Origin of the sequence: Luteolibacter sp. (assembly GCF_039920825.1) — a bacterium.
Lineage (GTDB): Bacteria > Verrucomicrobiota > Verrucomicrobiia > Verrucomicrobiales > Akkermansiaceae > Luteolibacter.
In genome coordinates this window covers 77,872-97,449 of sequence record NZ_JBDSCX010000063.1, presented here as the reverse complement: position 1 = coordinate 97,449, position 19,578 = coordinate 77,872, and the positions used below count along the sequence as shown (strand labels likewise).

Genomic DNA, 19,578 nt, shown 5'->3' with positions numbered 1-19,578 from the left:
AGCTTTCGGGCCTAAATGGTTCCCGCGTGATCGCCACAGCCATTCCGCCGCCGTTCTTTCTTGGCAATTCGATTGGTGGCGAAATCAGCACCATACGTTGCTTCGGCTTGAGGATGGAGAATGTCTTATCCAACCTCGCCCGGTCTCTAATCGAAGAATCAAAGAGGCAGAATCGGGTCCCGGGGAGTAATTAGCTCCCCGGTCCCACACCACCCTGCGTACGGCTCCGTACAGGGCGGTTCCAATCAGCTTGGGGACTTTTCCCCGTAGTGAAGAACGATCCAGATGGCTTCCATGTCCGGAACTCCTTGTTCCTCCAACCAACGGTTGTTCAGCGCGTATCGCACAATCTCTATCTGGCTCGTCCGCCAGTAGCCTTTTCGGCACCGCGATGCCATATGCACCTGCTTGGGATCGACCCCCAATGCTAACAGGTTGCGGCGTCGCGTGCGTGGTTGCTTCCACTGCTTCCAATAATACAACCTCACCCGCCGCCTGATCCAACCTGCTAAGTCTCTAACTTCACCATAGGTGGAGCTGAGTTTGTAGTAGTTGAGCCAACCGCGAACATATAAGTTCAACTCGTGTATGACGGTTTGAACGTTGTGCCCACGGTTGCGACTGGTGATCTCCTTGATCCGCTCCTTGAAGCGGTGATGCGCTTTGTCCGTCCACGCGAGCTTGGCTCTGTTGTTCAATCGGTATCCGAGGAATTCACAGGTTTTGAGCGGCGCAGCACGGCTTTTGGCGCGGTTGACGATCAGTTGCAGCTGTCCTTCGGTAAAACGAATCAACGATGCCATCACCCGTTTCGCCGCGTTCGCACTTTTCACCGTGACGATGAAGTCGTCGGCATATCTCGCGAACTTGTGTCCGCGAGTTTCCAATTCCTTATCGAGTGGATCGAGTGCAATGTTAGCTAACAGCGGTGAGAGCGGACCACCTTGCGGGACTCCCAGAGGCGTGGCCTCAAGGGTGCCGCAGGGCAGCTCCACGCCTGCCGTTAGGAAGTGCCGGATCAGGCGGAGTGTCTTGCGACATTTGACCTTTTCGCGCAGCGCTCCCATCAGGCGGTCGTGGTTGACCGTGTCGAAGAACGATTTAAGGTCACATTCCACGGCGTGGCGGCGACCTTCCTTCCAGCTTTCCTCCATCACGGCCACCGCTTGATGAGCGGAGCGACCGGGACGGTATCCATGGCTGTGTTCGCTGAAACTCACTTCGAAAAGCGGTCCCAGCACTTGTGCGAACGCCTGCTGGATCACGCGATCCAGCACCGTCGGGATTCCTAACGGACGTTTACTCCCGTCAGGCTTCGGAATCCACACCCGTTTGACGGGCGCGGGCCGGTATTTTCCTTCCCGAATCGCAATGGCAATCCTCGGCCAGTGCTCCCGCGCGAACGCGGGGAAGTCCTCGACGGTCATGCCATCGATCCCCGGAGCACCTTTGTTTCTCTTCACGCGTTTCCACGCTTGGGAGAGGTTTTCCGGTTCAAGGATTTCCTCGATCAGGGTTCGTTCTTGAGGGGCTCCATGCGTTCCTCCGTCACGGCTCTCAAGCGCGCCTCGCCGTCTGGCGTCGTCGGTTGGCTTGTCCGTGGCGGGGTCGATCCCCTCCTCATTGGTTCGGTCCTTCATCAGTTGAGACCTCCGGTATCGTTGTTGGAATGGGCAACTTGCCCCCGGCTCATTTTCCTAACTACTATGACCTTTGCTGACTTCTCAGGGGCGGATGCCCGTGAGATCTCCCCAGGTAATTGCACGTTGCTCCTCCGCACTGCCGCCGAATTTACCTCCACGGGCATACCAGACGTCTTCGGTGTGTTGTGCCCCCTCGACGCGCCGTGTCGGCCTTCTATTCGGTTCTTCTCCATCAGCTCGCGGATTTCCCATAGCCTTCCTTCACGCGGTCGGTCGCCCTTCCGCGCTTGGCCTCTGGTGGTAGTTTCTTTCATTTTCATGTTCTGGTATTCCTACAAGGGACTTGAACCCCATTTACAACGTGCCCATGCTGGGCACACACAAGACGCTCCATCCAACGGCGGGCAACGCCTCTAGTTCGCTTCGCTCTGGACGCCCTTTTCCCGCCGTGCCACACTTCAATCGTTCTGCAATAGATGAAACTCTTTCCGATCCTCGCACTAATCCTGATGGGAATGTCTGTGTCGAATGCGGACGACAACAAAGGCCCGCCAGTTGAAGAAATTGGAACAATCAAGGAGCCAATGGCTGTTACCAAATCACGTTTGATCGGACTCACGGAGAATCAGATATTGAAGTTGATGCGGATCTCTAAACTTGAATCCGAGAACAAAGCGGAGAATAAGAGATCATTTCCGAGCGGACACTCCTCAATTCCAGGATTAGGAGGATACGTTTACACACGTTACAACCTATTGACCTTTCGGGATGGGAAGGTTGTCCAGCACGAATTGATTGATCGACTCTCCGCCTGCGTTATTACGGAACCACGTGCCGAATGAATCCAAGAGGCACAACAAGAATCGCCGCCAAGGACTCCGATGCCTTCCGCAATAAGTATGAGCAGACACTCACAAGCTGCTACTCGTGCCACGTCGCCGCAGGCAAGCCCTTCCTCCGTCTCCAGATTCCAAAGCAATCCGAAGCACAAATCATCTGCTTTGAACCACAGCCATGAACCACATCTAATCAAAGCAGACCCACCGCGCGGGAGTCGCGCCGCCCTCCGCAGTCGCTGAGCTTGAGGTCGGAAAAAACCGCGCTATTTCACCATTCAAATTTTATGACAAATCAAACCGCATCAGAGATTCAGCTTTTAAGAGAGACCTACGCTGCATTCAACGCGCGAGATATCGACGCCGCCCTGGCCCTCACGACTCCGGACGTTGCATGGCCGAGAGCGTTTAAAGGTGGTTTTGTCCGTGGTCCGGAAGCGGTCCGCGCCTACTGGACGGAGCAGTGGAGCGAGATCGATCCAAACGTCGAGCCGGTTTCATTTCACCAAGAAAATGCGGTGAGCTTTTTGGTTGAAGTTCATCAGGTCGTTCGCGATTTGACGGGAGCCGTGCTCGCAGATGGCAAAGTAGGGCATCGCTTCACCTTTGCGAATGGCCTCATCGACAGGATGGAAGTCTGTGAGTTTTCCAAATCCGTCAGTGACGTTTAGCCGTATTGGCATCATGACCACCCGCTATTCCAACATCAAACCCGCTTCCGACGCTGGTGGTTCCCGCGCGCGGCCGTTCGCTATGAAATCAATTCGCAGCTTGTTGGTTTGGTCTCTACTTCTCGTGGCCACATCGTGCGGCAAGAAAGAGGTCAATGTAGTCCATTCGATCAGCGGTGAATACATTCCAGTATCCGAGGGCGTTATCGCGCTCGGCGGCGACCTCGATGGTGTCTTCAGCTTTATTATCGTTCCAACCGGAATTGGAGAGGCTCGACTCACTGGCCAAGCAGTTGGTGGATCCGGCTACAAATGGAGGGGCCTGATTCGTTTTCAGAATCGGAAACCATTAGGTTTTGATGTGAAATGCGACAGATCGACAGAAAACGGCACGCTGCTCATAGGCGACCAGAAGTTCGACCTCAAGAAGGGCGAGATCTTCTGTGTTGGAAGCGGCTCTGACGTAAAGCAGATTCCTGGTTCGAAAGCCGGAAGGAAAAAGGACCCGAGCAATGTAAAACGCCTTGCTAAGATCTACGGCAGAGAGAACAGCGAACAAACCGGACCATCCGACCAGCACTAGCCCGCCGTCGATCTAACGAATTCTGGAAATGCCTGGCAGAAGAATCCATGCATCCATTCCTGCAGGAGCTATTTCTTCTCCGGATTGACGATTTCGATCGCCAGGTCGTCCAGATACATCACTCCGCCGGGTGAACGGTTGTCCAATGACAATGTGAGTTCCTTGCCATCCAGTTGGATCGACGGTGGAGGTGCTCCGGCATTCTTCGAAAGGTCGCTGGGCGGGCGAAGCAGATCTTCCGGGATGACCAGATCCGTCTTGAATGGGTGCCAACCGCCTTCTTTCAACGGCATCGTTACGTTGGCCGCTTCATATTGGATCATGTCGGGGTAGCCGCTCGCGACGAAGCGCAGGCTGGCCCGTAAGGCATAGGACGGCGATCCCTCGTTGTAGGACCAGCCGCTCACCACCACTTTGAGCCCGGGCACGGCTTTGAGTCTGCCACCGGCTTTATTCAAAATGAGTTGGTTGAGGAAAGCGCGGTCGCGAAGTTTCACTGCATTACGGCCGGACTTCGCGAAAAACTGGCCTTTGGTCACGCGACCGACCTCGCAGAGTTCGGTTCCCGCGTTGGAGAAATAGTCCTGCCAATACAGGACGGACTGATCGACTCCGCGGGGGCTCTGGCTCAGGTCCATGGCTTCGAAATCTCCGTTGCGCAGACTGTAGGTATTCGCATGGGACTGATAGAAAAAAACGGCGGCGATTGAAGCCACTATCAGCACACCGATGCCTCCGATCCACCAACGTTTCCTCGCACCAGTCACCCGGTTCATCAATGACCGGTCGGAATCGCCGTAGCGGATGGTCTGTTGACGCTGCACCGACCAGGCGGGCGATCCCTTCTTCATGTCGAAGACGACGCGCCGGGTTTCCTCCCACTCCAGTGACTGCGGATTCAGTGCTTCCTGCAGGGTGGCTTCGAATCGAATGGCGTTGGCGCAGTAATCCTTCGCGGCGGTTTCATCGCGGAGGCGCTGTTCAAGGCGGTCACGTTCGGCCTCGGTCAGGGTTTGATCGATGAAGCGCGAAACAAGCTGCTGCAATTCCGCGTCCGGGGGGTCGTCATCGGAGATTCCGATCATTCCGTGAGAGTTGATTTCCGGGTCACGCACTCACGCAGCAAGGCGCGCAGCCGTTCGAGTTTCTTGTAAATGGCGTCCATGGATTTCCCCGTGGACTTCGCTTCCTTTTGCAAAGCGGTCTGATCCTTGGATGAATAGCGCAGTTCTAACAATCTGCGCGGAGCGGGCTCCAGCGAATCGAGGCAACTTTGAAGGGATGAGATTCGGACAGTGGCCTCGCGCACTTCCTGTTGCTCCATGGTGGCGACCGTATCGGCCAACGATGCGATGGTGTCGGGGGAAAGCATTTGAAACCGGTTGCGATATTTCTTCCGCACCTGGGCCATCGCGATCCGTCTGGCGCAGGCGAGGCAGAAGGCAAGGAAGGGTTCATTCTCCGCATGTCCGCGCGGACCTTTCTTCCATGCCAGCAGCGCTACTTCCTGGATGCAGTCATCCACCGAAGAGCGGTCACTCAAGTAACTATTCAAAAAGGCGCGGACGGAGAGCTGCGTGCGTGACCAATGGAGTGTGAAGTCCTCCGCATTCGCTTGGGAGAGCCCGTTCGCGCTTTCGGGGAAAACTCCACGCGCCGGTTGCGGCAGTTTGCCTTGTAAAGGAAAGCTGTCGTCACCTTCTAGCGACGTGTGTGCGAATGCGCTCATGACAAGTCTTCGTCTCTGAAAATGGAAATCAAGCGGCTGGCTTTTAGACAAGACATAGATCGCTGGTTTCGTAAAGGACTAACCCGGAAAGACGGAATCCGCAACTGCCAACCCGACTTTATAGAGGAAATCGCTGGCGATGAGGCGGGCTGCCGCCGATGGCCGGGTTCAAGGCCTCGTGAAATCAACCAAGACCGGCATATCCGACCGGTGCAACGGCGTTTCGGCATTTAATTGAGGAATTTTTGTCAGGTCCGCCGGGACGCGACACTTCACGGTGAAACCCATTGCAGTCGTCGCCATTTCCCGACTCGTCAGCGTGCCCGCTGACGGAGGACGACCATTGCCGTTCATGAAGTTCTAGCAATCCACTCCATTGAAACCCGACCGCCGAATGGCAACCCCGAATCTCTTTTCCGTGATGATGACATCCTGGATTCATTGCGTACCGGAGACTCTCCGCCTGCGCATTGATCATATCTAACAATATCGTGGGGCCTCGGGTTCAAATCGATCGTCATCGCATTTCGCGCCAAGTCCAATCGCAACGTATCAATGATCCTTGAATTCTACCGTGAGGCGAAATCCGCATGTCGATTGATCCTGCTGTGGGTGGCAACGGCATGCGTCTGGATTCCATGCCCGGCATTCTCGCAGGCGGGTGGCTTGAATGCTCCCGAGGCGATCGGTGCTTTCCTCAACGGTGCCTTCCCCGTCACCGCGCCGGGAGAGGCGAGTCCTTGGACCACCGAGAATGCATTTCCGAATCTCACCTTCGTCGATCCCTTGTGGCTGACTCCGGTGCCAGGTGGCAACGACTTGCTCCTTGTCGGTAAAAACGGTCAGCTCTGGCGTTTTCCCCGCAGTGCCAGCACGACTCAATCTCAAGTGGTCAAGGTCCTTGAGTGGGTGGGGAATACGCAATCGTCGGAGGATCAGGGATTTTACAGCATCGCATTTCATCCGCAGTTTGGTCAGGCGGGATCACCGAATGCCAACTACGCCTACGTCTGCTACAATCACAAACCGGCTCTGACGGGAGCGGACGCCAATCATTCCTATTGGCGGGTGTCCCGATTCACCTGGATTCCCGCGACCGGCACGCTCGATCCTAACAGCGAGTTCGTGCTGATGAATCAATATGACCGCTGCCGCTGGCATAACGGAGGCGCGATGTTTTTCGATAGCCAGGGGTTCCTCAACATCACCTGTGGCGACGGAGGTGACAGCGGTGAAGGCGGCGGACTGACCGGAGCGGATGGCGCGTTGAGCCGGACCCAGAAGCTGAATTTCGGACTCTTCAGCGGTTTGTTCAGGATCGATGTGGATAACAATTCCGCGAAGTCGCACGCCATCCGGCGCCAGCCGCAGAGCCCGGCTAACAAGCCTGCCGGATGGCCCGCCAGTTCGACACAGGGCTACGGTATTCCCAACGACAACCCATGGCTGGATCCCGCGGGATCGATGCTTGAGGAGTACTTCGGCTTAGGGCTGCGAAGCCCGCATACCGCACATTATGACGCGATGTTAGGCGAGATCTGGGTTGGCGATGTGGGGGAGGGAGCGAGGGAGGAAATGACCCGGCTCGTCAAAGGAGGCAACGCGCAATGGGGATACCGCGAGGGATCGGTGTCGGGACCGGGAACCGCCGCATCACCGGCCATCGGAATCGAGAATCCGCCGGTGGTGGATTACAGTCACGTGACCGGGAACTGCATCATCGGCGGGATGCGCTATCGCGGAGCGAAGTGGGCTGACTTGCTCGGTGGCAAAATCCTCTATGGAGACAATGGCCGCGGCCGCATCTGGACTTCAACGCTCGACGGAAGCGGCGGAGCTCCCGTGACCGAGCTGATGGTTGACGGGTTCAGCACAGGAAGCAAATCGGGGCTTGCTAATTTCTGCACGGATAACGAAGGCGAGATCTATTTGATGAATCTGAACGGCACCAACAAGCCGGGCGGAACGATTCGGAAACTTGCCAGCGCCGGAATTTCCGTAGAGCCGCCGCAGTTTCTATCACAGACCGGTGTCTTTGCCAACATGGCGACTCTGGCAACAGTGCCGGGGGTGATTCCTTATTCAGTGGCTTCTCCGCTGTGGTCGGATGGCGCGGCGAAAAGGCGCTGGATCATTCTTCCCAACGATGGTGTTTACGATACGGCGGCTGAGAAAATCGTCTTCAGCAAGGACGGTAGCTGGCTGTTTCCCGCTGGAACCGTGTTCGTGAAACACTTCGAAGTCGCGACCAACGAGAACAATCCGTCACAGGTCAAACGACTGGAAACCCGCTTTCTGGTGTGCACCGCTGGGGGTGGTAAATACGGAGTGACCTATCGTTGGAACGCAGCCGGCACCGATGCGGAATTGCTCACGACCGGACAAGGTGAGGATTTCTCCGTGACCAATAAGAACGGCGTTACGGAACCGCGGCACTGGGACTATCCTTCGCGTGCCGATTGCATGCTTTGCCACAACGCGGCTTCCGGTCAGGCGCTCGGTGTCCGGACGTATCCGCTCAACGGGAATTTTTACTACGCCACTACCGGACGCACGGCGAACCAACTGGCCACCTTCAATGCGCTTGGCATGTTCGATCAAACTCTAACGAGCACGGATCTCGGAAATTTCATCGAAGCCCGTTCGATGGATGATCCGACCGCCCCGGTGGAGCATCGGGTGCGTTCCTATTTCGACACGAACTGCGCGCATTGCCATCAGGCGGGTGGCACGGTCGACTATTTCGACGCGCGTCTCGCCACTCCTTTGATCTCGCAACGGATGGTCAACCAAGTGCTCGAGGGTAATTTCGATCTGGGGCCGGATGGTCGCTACCTGAAGCCCGGTGACGCGGATTTATCCGCCCTGCACGTGCGTTTGTCCAACGTGGGAAATGGTGCCGCGATGCCGCCGCTGGCGAAGAACGTGGTGGATCACAAGGCGGTCGATTTTCTCCGGAATTATATCAACGGGCTCAATCCGGCAGAGTTTGAAACGACGTCATCTCCGCAGGCGCGGTACGTTCGTCTGACGGCTCTATCCGAAGTGCTCGGCCGGAAATGGACAACGGTGGGAGAGTTTTCAATCCTTCGGGCCGACGGAACGCCGGTACCGACTTCCGATCTTTCGGTTTACGATTACGACAGTCAGGAAACCGTCGATGGGAATTCACCGGCAACGATGGCGATCGACGGCAATCCCACCACCTACTGGCATACCGAGTGGGGGGCTTACGAAGCTCCGCTACCGCACCACTTGACGATTGATATCGGGTCGTTGAGAAAAATCGGAGGATTCGTTTACACACCGAGGCAGGGAAATCAGAACGGCCGGATCGCGAACTATCAGGTCCATTACAGTGTGGATGGAATCAATTGGACGCCGATGAAGTCGGGCACCTGGCCGAACGATACGGCCGTGCAGCGCTATGACGGATTGGTCGGGAAGCGCAAGGCCCGCTGTGAGATCGCCGGACCGGTGGCCCGGGTGGGAGGTCCGTTCGATGTGACCGTGGCCTTCGACACGAATGTCACCGACTTCGTGGCCGCGGATCTGAATGTGACCGGCGGAAGTGTCGGGAAAATCCGCGGGGCCGGTTACTATTATGTGGCGACGATTCTCCCGACTTCTCCGGTTGTTGCGGTTTCCGTTCCCGCGGATGTCGCCAATGCCGCCGGAATTGGAAGCCGCGCATCGGCGGCTCTATCAGTGAGCTATGTGGACTCGCTGCCGCCGGTCCCGGAGTTCACGGACGTTCCCTCGCAGGTCTCGGGTCCTTTTCAGATCGGACTTTCTTTCAACGAACACGTCAATGGTCTCAGCGCTTCGGATTTCTCGCTGATGAACGCCACGCTGACGTCCATCGTGCCTGTGGGAAATGGCTACGTGCTCAACTTGGTTCCAACCACGCAAGGCTCGTCCGTTGGCATCGAACTTATCGGCGGCTCGGTGACGGACAATGCGGGAATCCGCATGGGCAACGGAATTTCGGCATCCACACTCTATCAGCCACAGGTCCTCGGGCGTAATGCATCGGAGGCATCCTACATCGGAGGCGGAATGGCTCTGGTCACCGATGCTGCGGCTCCGCATGGACAGTATCTTTGGTTGCCGGATGGCGCCTATCCGGCAAACGGCGGAACTCCCATACCCGTGCAGAACCGTGTCGAATTCACGTTCGTGGTGCCAACCACCGGGCCATGGATGATGCGAGGAATGATCCGCGCGCCGGATGCCACCGGCGATTCGTTTTGGGTGGAAGTCGATGGCAATCAGGCGACCGGCACTGTCAATTTGTGGAATCTTTCGCCGGTAGGATCCACCTATGCCTGGGACTACGTGAACAATAGAAATGTGGCCGATCCGGTTATCGTGAATCTAACCGCAGGAACCCACGTGATCACCGTCTTCGCCCGCGAGGACGGAGCACGGCTGGACCGGTTCGAATTGGTCAGCGTGAAGCCGATTCCCACGCTCACCACCACACGCTCGGTGGTGGATGGGTCATTCGTAGCGAGTCTTGCTTTCACCGCGGATGTCACCGGCCTCACCGGCGGCGATTTTCAAATCGCGGGTGGCTCGGTGGTTTCGGTGGCTGGATCAGGGTCGTTCTACAATGTGACGATCTTGCCGACATCGGGGACGGTGTCTCTTTCCCTGCCTGCAAACACGGTGAGCGGAACGACCGGGAGTGGAAATCTCGTTTCGAATTCATTGTCCGTCACCTATCGAAATTTCTATCAACAGTGGGCGTTCGATCATGGTGTCAGCGGAGCGAATGCCTTTCAATTGGCGGACGAAGACGGCGATGGAATCGCCAAACTGCTGGAGTTCGCATTCAATCTCGATCCGACCCGCCCGGATTGCGCTTCGTATGATCCATCGTCCACGCCCGGCTCAGGGCTACCGCGCATGATGGTTTCGGATAGCTCAACAGGTCATAGTTTGTCGCTTCAGTATCTCAGGCGGAAATCTGTGCCGGGATTGAGTTACAAGGCGCAGTTCGGTCAGTCTCTGAATAATTTCACGGATGCCAGCGGCCTCGGATTGATCGAGTCCGTCGATGCCGATTGGGAACGGGTTACGATTGACGATCCCGCGGGTTCCGGTCCCGTAGCCCGCTTCGGGCGGGTGGTCGTCATCTATGGTCCACCGTGATGTCTTTCCCGAAATCCGCGTGTTTTGCAACTGACCCGCAGAAATCCCGTCAGACTTGGAAAGTCCCGACACTACTTCTTTAGCTGGCCCTTTCGTCAGCCCGTTCAACCCATGATTCGATCTGTATATTTCATTCTCCTTGGTGGAGTGTTGTCCACCGCCAACGCCGAAAGCATTAAAAGTCCCGACGGAAACCTGAGTGCCGATGTATCGGTCGTGGGGACGCGGCTCAGCTATTCAGTGACTCATCATTCCAGCGAGATGGTTCAAACATCACCGCTCGGTTTCACGCTCAATGGCACCGACTGTGGTGAGCATGTAACAATCGCATCCTCCACAACACAGGACGTGAACGAGACTTTCCCTTCGCGACACGGCGCTCATGCGGTCGCGAAAAACCGCTATCATGGCAAGCGGTTCACGGTGACGCATCCGGCCAGCGGTGTTTCCTATATTCTCGAAATGCGCGCCTACGACAGCGGCATCGCGTTTCGCTATGAACTCACGCATAGCGGTGAGAAAATGGTCTCCGCGGAATCGAGTGGCTTCGTCCTTCCCGCGGGAAGCCGCGTTTGGTCGCAGGCCGGGAAGGATGTTTATGAGAACATCTATTCGGGTAGGGACATCGCCGAGGTCGCTGCCGGCACGGTAATGGGACCGCCGGTGGTCAGTCGTCTGCCGGGAAATGCCGGCTATGTGGCGATCACCCAGTCCGCTCCGGGAAAAGGATTTCCCAATCCGTTTCTAACGAAATCAGCGGCTGCCACCGGACGGAGTTTTCAGGTCACCTATCCCCGGAACGGAGACAACAGCCAAGGCGCGACGACCCGGGACCATGCCTATACGCCTTGGAACGTCGTGACGACCGGCACTTTGGACGAGTTGGTGAATAACGACATCGTGGAAAGCGTGGCTCCCGCGCCGGATCCGGCGCTTTTTCCCGAAGGAGCTGATACCGCCTGGGCGCGGCCGGGACGTTCGGTGTGGGACTGGATGTCACGCTTTCCGGGTGGAATCACGGCGGAAAACGCCAAATTGAACTCCTATTGGGCGAGTCAGTTAGGCTGGGAATACAATACCGTCGATGAAGGTTGGGGGCACTGGAACAACGGTACCCCTTGGCCGGAAGTTCGCGAAATTTCGGATCACGCGGCCACCGTAGGAGTGAAAGTCCTGCTATGGGTGAGGTCGTCCGATATTCGGACCAAAGAGATGCGGAAGAAATTCTTCACGAATCTCAAGGCGGCGGGCGTGTCCGGATTCAAAGCGGACTTTTTCGATTTCGATTCGGTTAGTCCGGCGTCGAAGGAACGGGTTCAACTGGTCGAGGACATCCTGAAAGAGGCGGCGGGCTATCATCTTGTCGCAGATCTGCATGGAACGGGTAAGCCATTAGGCCAATTTCGCACCTATCCAAATTTGCTGAACATGGAGGCCATTTTCGGGAAGGAACAGTTTCCAAAATCTCCCGACTCGATCTATCCACCCTTCACCCGCTTGCTCGCGGGTCCTGCGGACTACACGCCGATGGGGTTGGAGGGTAGTCTCAGAGGCAGTCAGACGGCTGCGTTCGAGATCGCCACTTTCATCAGCATGGCCGGGCCATTGATCACTCTCGCGGAGCGTTCGGATACGATGGCCAAGAGCGCCTTTGCTCCGTTGGTCCGCACGATCCCGTGCCTCTGGGATGAAACCCGCGTGTTGCCCGGGAGCGAGATCGGGGAGACCTGTGCGATGGCCCGCCGCAAGGGGGAAGTGTGGTATGCCGCGATCATGAATGTGAACACCGCGCGAACCTGTTCTCTTGCGCTGGACTTCCTGACACCCGGGGCGACCTATCAGGCGGAAATCATCCGTGATGACAGCGAGGGAATCGAATATCGCACCGTGACCCGCGAGACGAAGCTGGATGTTTCAGTCGCGGCGGGAGGTGGATTCATCGCTAAATTCAGCAGCAATCCGACTGCCAGGGCGGGTGCGCTGCCATTCATCAGCAATTTCGGAACCGGCCGTGGTGCGCTGTATGCCGAGAACGGCCGGATACTCTCTCGCGAGCGTTGGAGTAATCAACTTTTCGCCAATCGCCTGCCGGATCGGATGTGGACTATTTCCTGCACGGGAACCGCATTGCATCCGGAGATCGACTATTCTGACTGCTATCAGGGCGGCTCCTCGTTGAAGATTTCCGGCAGGCTGGACGCGACGAACGATCTGCTTCTCTATCAGACCGAGCTGACGGTGACGGCCAAGACAAGGCTGTCGTTGGTTTTTAAACGTGGAAAGTCAGCGGTGGGATCGCCCATCCAAATTGGCCTGAAATTCGCAGACGCGCCGCAAAAACCGTTGTTTTTCGATGCCGGCGAATCGTCCCCGGAGACTTGGAACACGCTGCAACTTGAGCTCGGAACCCACGCCGGGAAGAGAATTGTCGAGGTTTTCCTCCGCTTCGGAAGTCCAACAGTGATTCCCGACTACGAGGCGAGGATCGGAGGTATCGCGTTCTACGATGCGCCCTCGGGGGCGCTGGGTGTTCCGGCGCGGGTTCATGTGGAACAGGTTGAATTCGCGGGACTGGATTCGCTGGATGCCGTGCTCAAATGGGATGCTGCTAGAGACGCGGCCTGCCACTACCGGGTCTATCAGAAAAATCCGCTGACCGGCCAACTCGTGTGGTTGGGGGCGACCGCCGGAAATTCCTTTGACCTGCGGAATGCGAAACGTCTCGGTGAGGAGCGGGAAGCTGTTTTCGAAGTGGCGGCGGTTGGCGGAAACGGTTCGGTGTCCGTGCACGTTCCGGTTTCTATCGCTCTGCCGGAACGTCCGGTGCTGACGAACGGACTGAGAGGAACGGTGATCGGAACGGAAGGGTCGTTTCAGAAATCCGCCGCCATGCGGGAGGCTGTCTATGACAACGACGTTTCGACCTATTTTGACGCGACGACGGCTGATGGTGTCTGGGCGGGACTCGATTTGGGTGTGGCGGGAACCAGCAAGGTGACAGCGATCCGTTATTTCCCGCGGGACCTGTGGCCGGACCGGATGGTGGGAGGTGTGTTTCAAGGTGCGAATCGGAGCGATTTCGGTGACGCCGTGGTTCTGGCCAAGGTGGCGGCCAGTCCGCGGCCGGGTGAATTCACGCTCCTTGAAGTGAGGGAGACAAAGTCCTTTCGCTATCTCCGCTATCTTTCTCCGAACGGCGGCTGGGGGAATGTCGCGGAGGTTCAGTTCTTCGGCCCGCCGAGCCACGACAACCCATCATTCTGAGGAGGCGGGAATTTCCTGCCGAACAGCAGGGCATCCCGGCTTTTTATCATTCCGTAAAAAATCCCGTCAGATCCGAATCCTTCCGACACTACTCAGTGAAACCCATCGCTTTGTTCGCCAGTCGTGGGGCTTTTCCCGCACCATTTCAGTGCTGCGTATTCGCTACCTATCAGAAGTTAAGAACAGCCCGATTCCACTTTAGAATTCCCACTAAACCCAATCAGAAACCAATCCAAATCCTATGAAACCCACATTCAAACATCAGTCCGGAAGAGTCGTTCAATCACCACTTGGTCTGGCCATTGCCGCGATGATTTTCACCCTTTGCGGTTCGTCGGCATGGGCGGCTTCCACGCAGGTGTGGACGATTGGAGGAAATGGAAATTTCGGTGACGCGACCAAATACGTCAGTGGCATCGCCCCGGTTGCAGGAGACACCGTTACTGCCGACGGGACCGGTTCAATCATCGCCTTCGACGCTTCAAACACGATCTCCCTGGCCACGCTCAGTCTCAATGTGACTTCCGGAGCGACTACCGTGAATCAAACCGCCGGCGACCTTACTCTCGCGACTCTCAATTTCGGCGGTGCCGGAGGTTCGCGCAATCCGATCTATAATCTGAGCGGCGGCAGTCTATCCACCGCGGCATTTGCTTGGAGCAACGGGAGCAATGCCAGATTCAAGGTCAGTGGCGGAACGATGAATCATTCCGGCGGTTCTGTTTCGGTGGGTGTTGGTGGCGGATCCCATGGTCATGTCGAAGTCTCGTTGGGCACCTACAATCACACGGGCACCGGACAGATCCAGCTGGGAACCACCAGCACCGGTATCGGAACGATCGAAGTTTCGGGAGGTGAATTCAAAACCAACTCGCCGAGTTTCCGGATAGGTTCCCAATCGGGTGGCACGGGCAACATTACCTTGTCCGGCGCGGGCGTTTTGAATGCGAATGGAACGGGCACCCGCAACATTTACCTCGGAAACAACGGCGGAACGGGGAATCTAACGATGAGCGGCACCTCGCAGTTCAACGCCGCCGGATATGTTCTTTCGGCGGGACAATTCGGTACGCTGGCCGGCTGTGCGGGGAACGTGACAATGTCCGGTGGCACTCTCAGTATCGAACGGATCGCGCTCGGTGGCGACAACGCCAACAGCAGCATCATCGGAGTGGTCAATCTCAACGGCGGCACCATCGCGACAGGTGCCATCCGGTTGGGAGCAAGCACTGTCACTCCAAGCCTAACTGCCAATGTCGTCCATGCGAACGGGGGCAAGGTGAAAGTCGTGGGCCATGCCTTAAACTCCAGTTTCTTCTTGGGAGCTTTCGTGGATCTTCAGGCGGGCGGTCTCTTCTTCGACACCGATTCGAACAGCGCCACGATCAGCAACATTATGTCCGGTGCTGGCGGATTTACCAAGCAAGGAGATGGAGTTCTGACACTCACCGGCACCAACACCTATCAAGGGGTCACGAAGGTCGAAGCCGGACAACTGACCATCGGTTCGGCAACGGTGATTCCGGATGCCAACAACCTCAATGTGATGACCGGGGCGCTGGTCAGTCTGGATGGCCTTCAGGAACGCGTCGGCTCGTTGACACTGGGACCGACCGCCTACACAGCTAACGGAACGTATGGCTCCTCGCTATCAGGCGCCGACGTTCAGAGCGATGATTTCTTCACCGGCACAGGGACGATTCTAATCGGACCACCGCAGGCCGCACGGAACCTCGCATGGACGGCGGCCGCAGCGGAGGCAAATTTCCTGGTTCCAATCTGGATGACTGCAGGAATCGACGAGAATTTCATCAACACCGCGGACTCGTCGTCCACGATCTTTCACACCGGAGATACCGTCACTTTCAATGACCTCGCGAATCCCGATTCGATGACGGTCACGCTATCAGGAAATGTCCAGCCGGGTGGGATGGTCTTCAACAACACGGCGGACAAGCCCTATGTTATCGTCGGAAACTCGGGCAGCATTCTTGGTGCGGGCGGTCTCGCGAAGAACGGGGCAGGGGATGTCACTGTGGCTGGATTGACCAATACCTATACCGGAGCGATTGCTGTCAATGTCGGCAAACTCATCATGGGCAGCAATTCCGCTTTCGGAGCGACTTCCGGAATTACCATCGCCTCCGGCGCACAGGTGGACATCAACGGCAAGGCTCCCGGCTCCGTTTATACCTACACCGTTTCCGGAACCGGGCCTGGAGATACCGGTGCGATTGTCAATAACGGAGCCATCCGTTTTGGCGACGCGGGGATCAAGAATCTTGTCCTGACGGGAGACACCTCCATCGGTAACAATGGAAACCGCTTCGATTTCGGTCAAGGTGGAACGGTTACCGGAAACAATCATACTCTAACAAAAATTGGAGGCAATGATATGGGCTTCCGGGGGGACGCCTCCGGTACGCCGATCCACATTGTGGTTGCCGCCGGCAATGTCTGGGCTGAAACATCATCCAATGCCTACGGCGGGACGACGGGAACACTCACCATCAAGTCCGGAGCTCGCGCTGGAACGTATGGATCGTTGACCATCACCACTCCGGTCACCATCGAAAGCGGCGGTACGCTTCACAATCAGGGCGTGGCCACGGGCATCTGGACCGGCGACTTCAGTCTGACTGGGAATGTCACGATCGATTCAGCGGGCAGCCCGATTGCCATCATGGGGAATGTCTCCGGAACCGCCAATGTTTCCAAAGGAGGAGCCGGCAACGTCACCATCGCCGATCCGGATTATGTCGGCAACACCACCGTGACGAGCGGCCCGCTCACACTGACCAGCGCCACTTTGTATAACGGGGCCATGGTCACTCTCAATGGCGGAACCTCCACGCTCAGTCTCGCTCACGGAATTGCGGACACAGTTGATAAACTGTTTCTCGACGGCGTCCAACAGGCGGCTGGCACCTATGTTTCGATGACCAACATCCAGTCGATTCCCGGTGCGATTCCCACCGCGCATATCGTCGGTGATACCGGCAGTCTGGTCGTCACCACGAGTCCGGTTGTCACCGGTTACTCCGCCTGGGCAGATGCCAACATCACCAATCCAGCCTATGCCTCGCTCAAAGGCCGTCAGGACGATCCTGATACCGATGGTTTTACCAACATCCAGGAATTCCTGTTTGGGACCGATCCACAAACCAACACCGGCACGCTGACGCAGATGACCCAATCGGGAGCGATCCTGCTCGTTCGTTGGAACGAGCGCAACACGGGAGCCACCTACATCCTTCAGGAAAGCATCACGCTGGCTGAAAATCCATGGCCTGCCAGCGGTGTCACTCCTGTGGTATCAGCCGATCAATCCGGTGTTCCCACGGATTACACCCGCAAGGGGGCGACTGTTCCCATCGACATCGCTCACAAGTTCGTCCGCGTCGTCGGTGTGGAGAACTGAGCCGGTCCATATCTCTATCAAAACCCAATCCGTATGAAATCATCTCTCAAAAATCCATTCTGCTTGTTGATGCATGCACGTCTCGGACTCGCTGTTTCGGCCGTTGTGTTCGCCTTCTCGAGTCCTTCGGCGTGGGCTCTCACCCAGGTATGGAATGCCGGAGCAACCGGAAATTTCGGCGATTCGACGAAATACGTCAGTGGCGTGGCACCACTCGCGGGTGACACGGTCAGCTCGGACCCCGGCGCCACTACCGGTACGGTCATCAACTTCGACGCGACCAACTCCATCAGTCTTGCCGCTCTCAACCTCAACCTTACCAGTGGGGCGACCACCTTCAATCAGACGGCAGGCAACCTTTCCGTCGGGACTCTTGGCTTCGGTGGTGCGGGAGGATCCCGGAAGCCCGTCTACAACATGAGTGGCGGGACGCTGACCATCTCGACGGCTTTCACCTGGGGCAATGGATCCGATTCGAAGTTCAATGTCAGTGCCGGCACGGTGGACTACACTGGAACGTCATTGAGCATCGGAGTCGCCAGCGGGGCGAAAGGTTCGATCATCATGACAGGAGGGACCTTCAATGCGAACTCGGTTTCCCAGATTAATCTAGCGAATATCAGTGGGGCGAGTGCCCAAGCGGTGGTGGATCTGTCAGCAAACGCCCAGTTCAACGCCACTACCTCGGCTTTTGTGATCGGGCAGTTCGGAACGGGGTTCGCCACCCTGAACATGGCGGGTACCTCGCAGCTCAACACTTCCACCGTGGTTCTTGGCGGCGCCAATGCCGCGAGTGCGGTTTATGGAGTCATCAATCTGAATGGCGGCACCATTTCCACCGGCTCGATCCGCAAGGGAACCTCGTCGACCGCCGCCAGCAGCACCGCAAACGTCTTGAATGCAGACGGGGGATCCATCAAAGCGACAACGCATGCTAACAACTCGGATTTCCTGGCCGGAACGTTCGTCAACCTCAACGCGGGAGGGCTTGTTTTCGATACGAACGGCAACAACGTCGGCATCAGCAACGTCATGTCCGGGACGGGTGGATTGACCAAAGCGAACACCGGAGGCACGCTCACGCTTTCCAACGTCAACACCTATGGCGGTGGAACTATTGTCAATGGAGATACGCTTGCTCTGGCTACGGGTGGCGGCAGCGGTGCGATTCGCGGTGCCCTCACGATCAATTCAGGTGCGATCGTAAATCTAACTTCAGGAAATGCGTTGGGTTTCACCAACAGTGCCAAAGTCAACTCCATCGCGGTCAACGGTGGCACTCTCAGTGCTGCCAGCGGCACCGGCGACCAAGGCTGGGGCGTTGCCTACACCCTCACTGGTGGAACCATCCAATCCAATGGCGGTGTTAGTGACGCTGCGGCGACGAGCAACCTGACACTTGATTCCAACAGCTCGGTTTCCACTGTTGCCAGTTCCACAACATCGACCATTGCCGGACGCCTGGTCCTTCGTGGAGACAACGGCAGCAACATCAACATCACGGTTGCCGATGGAGTTGCGTCCACGGATCTGCTTGTTTCCGCGGCGATCACCAACAAAGTCGGATTCGCGGCCGCTGGCTTCACCAAGGCGGGCGGCGGTGTCATGAATCTTACCGGTTCGAGCACCTATACCGGAGCGACCGTAGTCAGCGCGGGCACCTTGCTGGTGAACGGATCACTCGGCAACACGGCGGTTTCCGTCACCGCTGCATCCGGAACCGCAACCCTCGGTGGTAGCGGTACCATCGGCGAGGTCGCGGGCACCAACACCGTCACGGTCGGTGCTAACGGAATCCTCGCTCCAGGAAACTCATCCGGCACGCTCACCATCAACGGCAACAACACCATTGACGGCGGAACTTATACCTATCAATACACCGGAGCCTCCGGACTTGGTGGGGCGGCGGATCTTGTCGATGTCAACGGCACGCTGACACTGGCCAACGCCACACTCACGCTCGAGGAACTCGGTAATTATACCATGGGCAACAAATTTACGTTGTTCGCCTATGATGCGATCAGCGGAACTTTCAACGGCTACGCCGATGACATGGTCTTTACCGCCAACGGAGGAAACTGGCTCATCAATTACGATGACGATTCGCCGGGTGTGAACGGCGGCAGTGGCACGGCATTTGTCACGCTCACCGCGGTTCCCGAAGCTTCCGCATCACTTCTTGGCATGCTGGGAATGCTTGCTCTGCTTCGCCGCCGGCGTTGACTTCTTGCACTGATGAAGTCGTTACGACAGCGCGTGTGAATTGAATAATCA

10 protein-coding genes are annotated in these 19,578 nt (G+C 57.0%); 7 read left to right on the top strand and 3 right to left on the bottom strand.

What is annotated here, in order from left to right; genetic code table 11:
- Positions 1-245: 245 nt before the first annotated feature.
- Positions 246-1,640 carry a group II intron reverse transcriptase/maturase gene (gene ltrA, locus ABIQ96_RS18845; protein WP_348216181.1) on the bottom strand — a complete coding sequence of 465 codons (1,395 nt, stop codon included), beginning with the start codon at positions 1,638-1,640 and terminating at the stop codon, positions 246-248.
- 479 nt (positions 1,641-2,119) lie between these two features.
- Here ltrA and ABIQ96_RS18840 point away from each other — a divergent pair, with 479 nt between their 5' ends.
- From ABIQ96_RS18840 to ABIQ96_RS18830, 3 genes are all read left to right on the top strand, one after another.
- Positions 2,120-2,485 carry a hypothetical protein gene (locus tag ABIQ96_RS18840; RefSeq protein WP_348216180.1) on the top strand — a complete coding sequence of 122 codons (366 nt, stop codon included), beginning with the start codon at positions 2,120-2,122 and terminating at the stop codon, positions 2,483-2,485.
- Between the two features lie 281 nt (positions 2,486-2,766).
- Complete coding sequence (locus tag ABIQ96_RS18835) at positions 2,767-3,150, top strand: nuclear transport factor 2 family protein (protein ID WP_348216179.1); 384 nt, start codon at positions 2,767-2,769, stop codon at positions 3,148-3,150.
- Between the two features lie 13 nt (positions 3,151-3,163).
- Positions 3,164-3,733 (top strand): hypothetical protein, encoded by a 570-nt coding sequence (locus ABIQ96_RS18830; RefSeq protein WP_348216178.1) that lies wholly within the window; start codon positions 3,164-3,166, stop codon positions 3,731-3,733.
- Positions 3,734-3,801: 68 nt separating this feature from the next.
- Here the strand turns inward: ABIQ96_RS18830 and ABIQ96_RS18825 are convergent, their stop codons facing one another.
- Together ABIQ96_RS18825 and ABIQ96_RS18820 are read right to left on the bottom strand one after the other, a co-directional pair.
- Positions 3,802-4,818 (bottom strand): hypothetical protein, encoded by a 1,017-nt coding sequence (locus tag ABIQ96_RS18825; RefSeq protein WP_348216177.1) that lies wholly within the window; start codon positions 4,816-4,818, stop codon positions 3,802-3,804.
- Positions 4,815-5,462 carry a sigma-70 family RNA polymerase sigma factor gene (locus ABIQ96_RS18820; RefSeq protein ID WP_348216176.1) on the bottom strand — a complete coding sequence of 216 codons (648 nt, stop codon included), beginning with the start codon at positions 5,460-5,462 and terminating at the stop codon, positions 4,815-4,817. Before ABIQ96_RS18820 ends, ABIQ96_RS18825 begins: the two co-directional genes overlap by 4 nt.
- 555 nt (positions 5,463-6,017) lie before the next feature.
- Between ABIQ96_RS18820 and ABIQ96_RS18815 the strand changes: the two genes are divergently transcribed.
- From ABIQ96_RS18815 to ABIQ96_RS18800, 4 genes are all read left to right on the top strand, one after another.
- On the top strand, positions 6,018-10,619 hold the full coding sequence (locus tag ABIQ96_RS18815; RefSeq protein ID WP_348216175.1) for a discoidin domain-containing protein: 4,602 nt from the start codon (positions 6,018-6,020) through the stop codon (positions 10,617-10,619).
- A 111-nt stretch (positions 10,620-10,730) separates the two neighbouring features.
- Positions 10,731-13,883 (top strand): glycoside hydrolase family 97 N-terminal domain-containing protein, encoded by a 3,153-nt coding sequence (locus tag ABIQ96_RS18810; protein ID WP_348216174.1) that lies wholly within the window; start codon positions 10,731-10,733, stop codon positions 13,881-13,883.
- Between the two features lie 241 nt (positions 13,884-14,124).
- On the top strand, positions 14,125-17,304 hold the full coding sequence (locus ABIQ96_RS18805) for an autotransporter-associated beta strand repeat-containing protein (protein ID WP_348216173.1): 3,180 nt from the start codon (positions 14,125-14,127) through the stop codon (positions 17,302-17,304).
- A 33-nt stretch (positions 17,305-17,337) separates the two neighbouring features.
- A complete protein-coding gene (locus tag ABIQ96_RS18800) occupies positions 17,338-19,527 on the top strand; it encodes an autotransporter-associated beta strand repeat-containing protein (RefSeq protein WP_348216172.1) in 2,190 nt (729 codons plus the stop codon).
- Positions 19,528-19,578 lie beyond the last annotated feature (51 nt).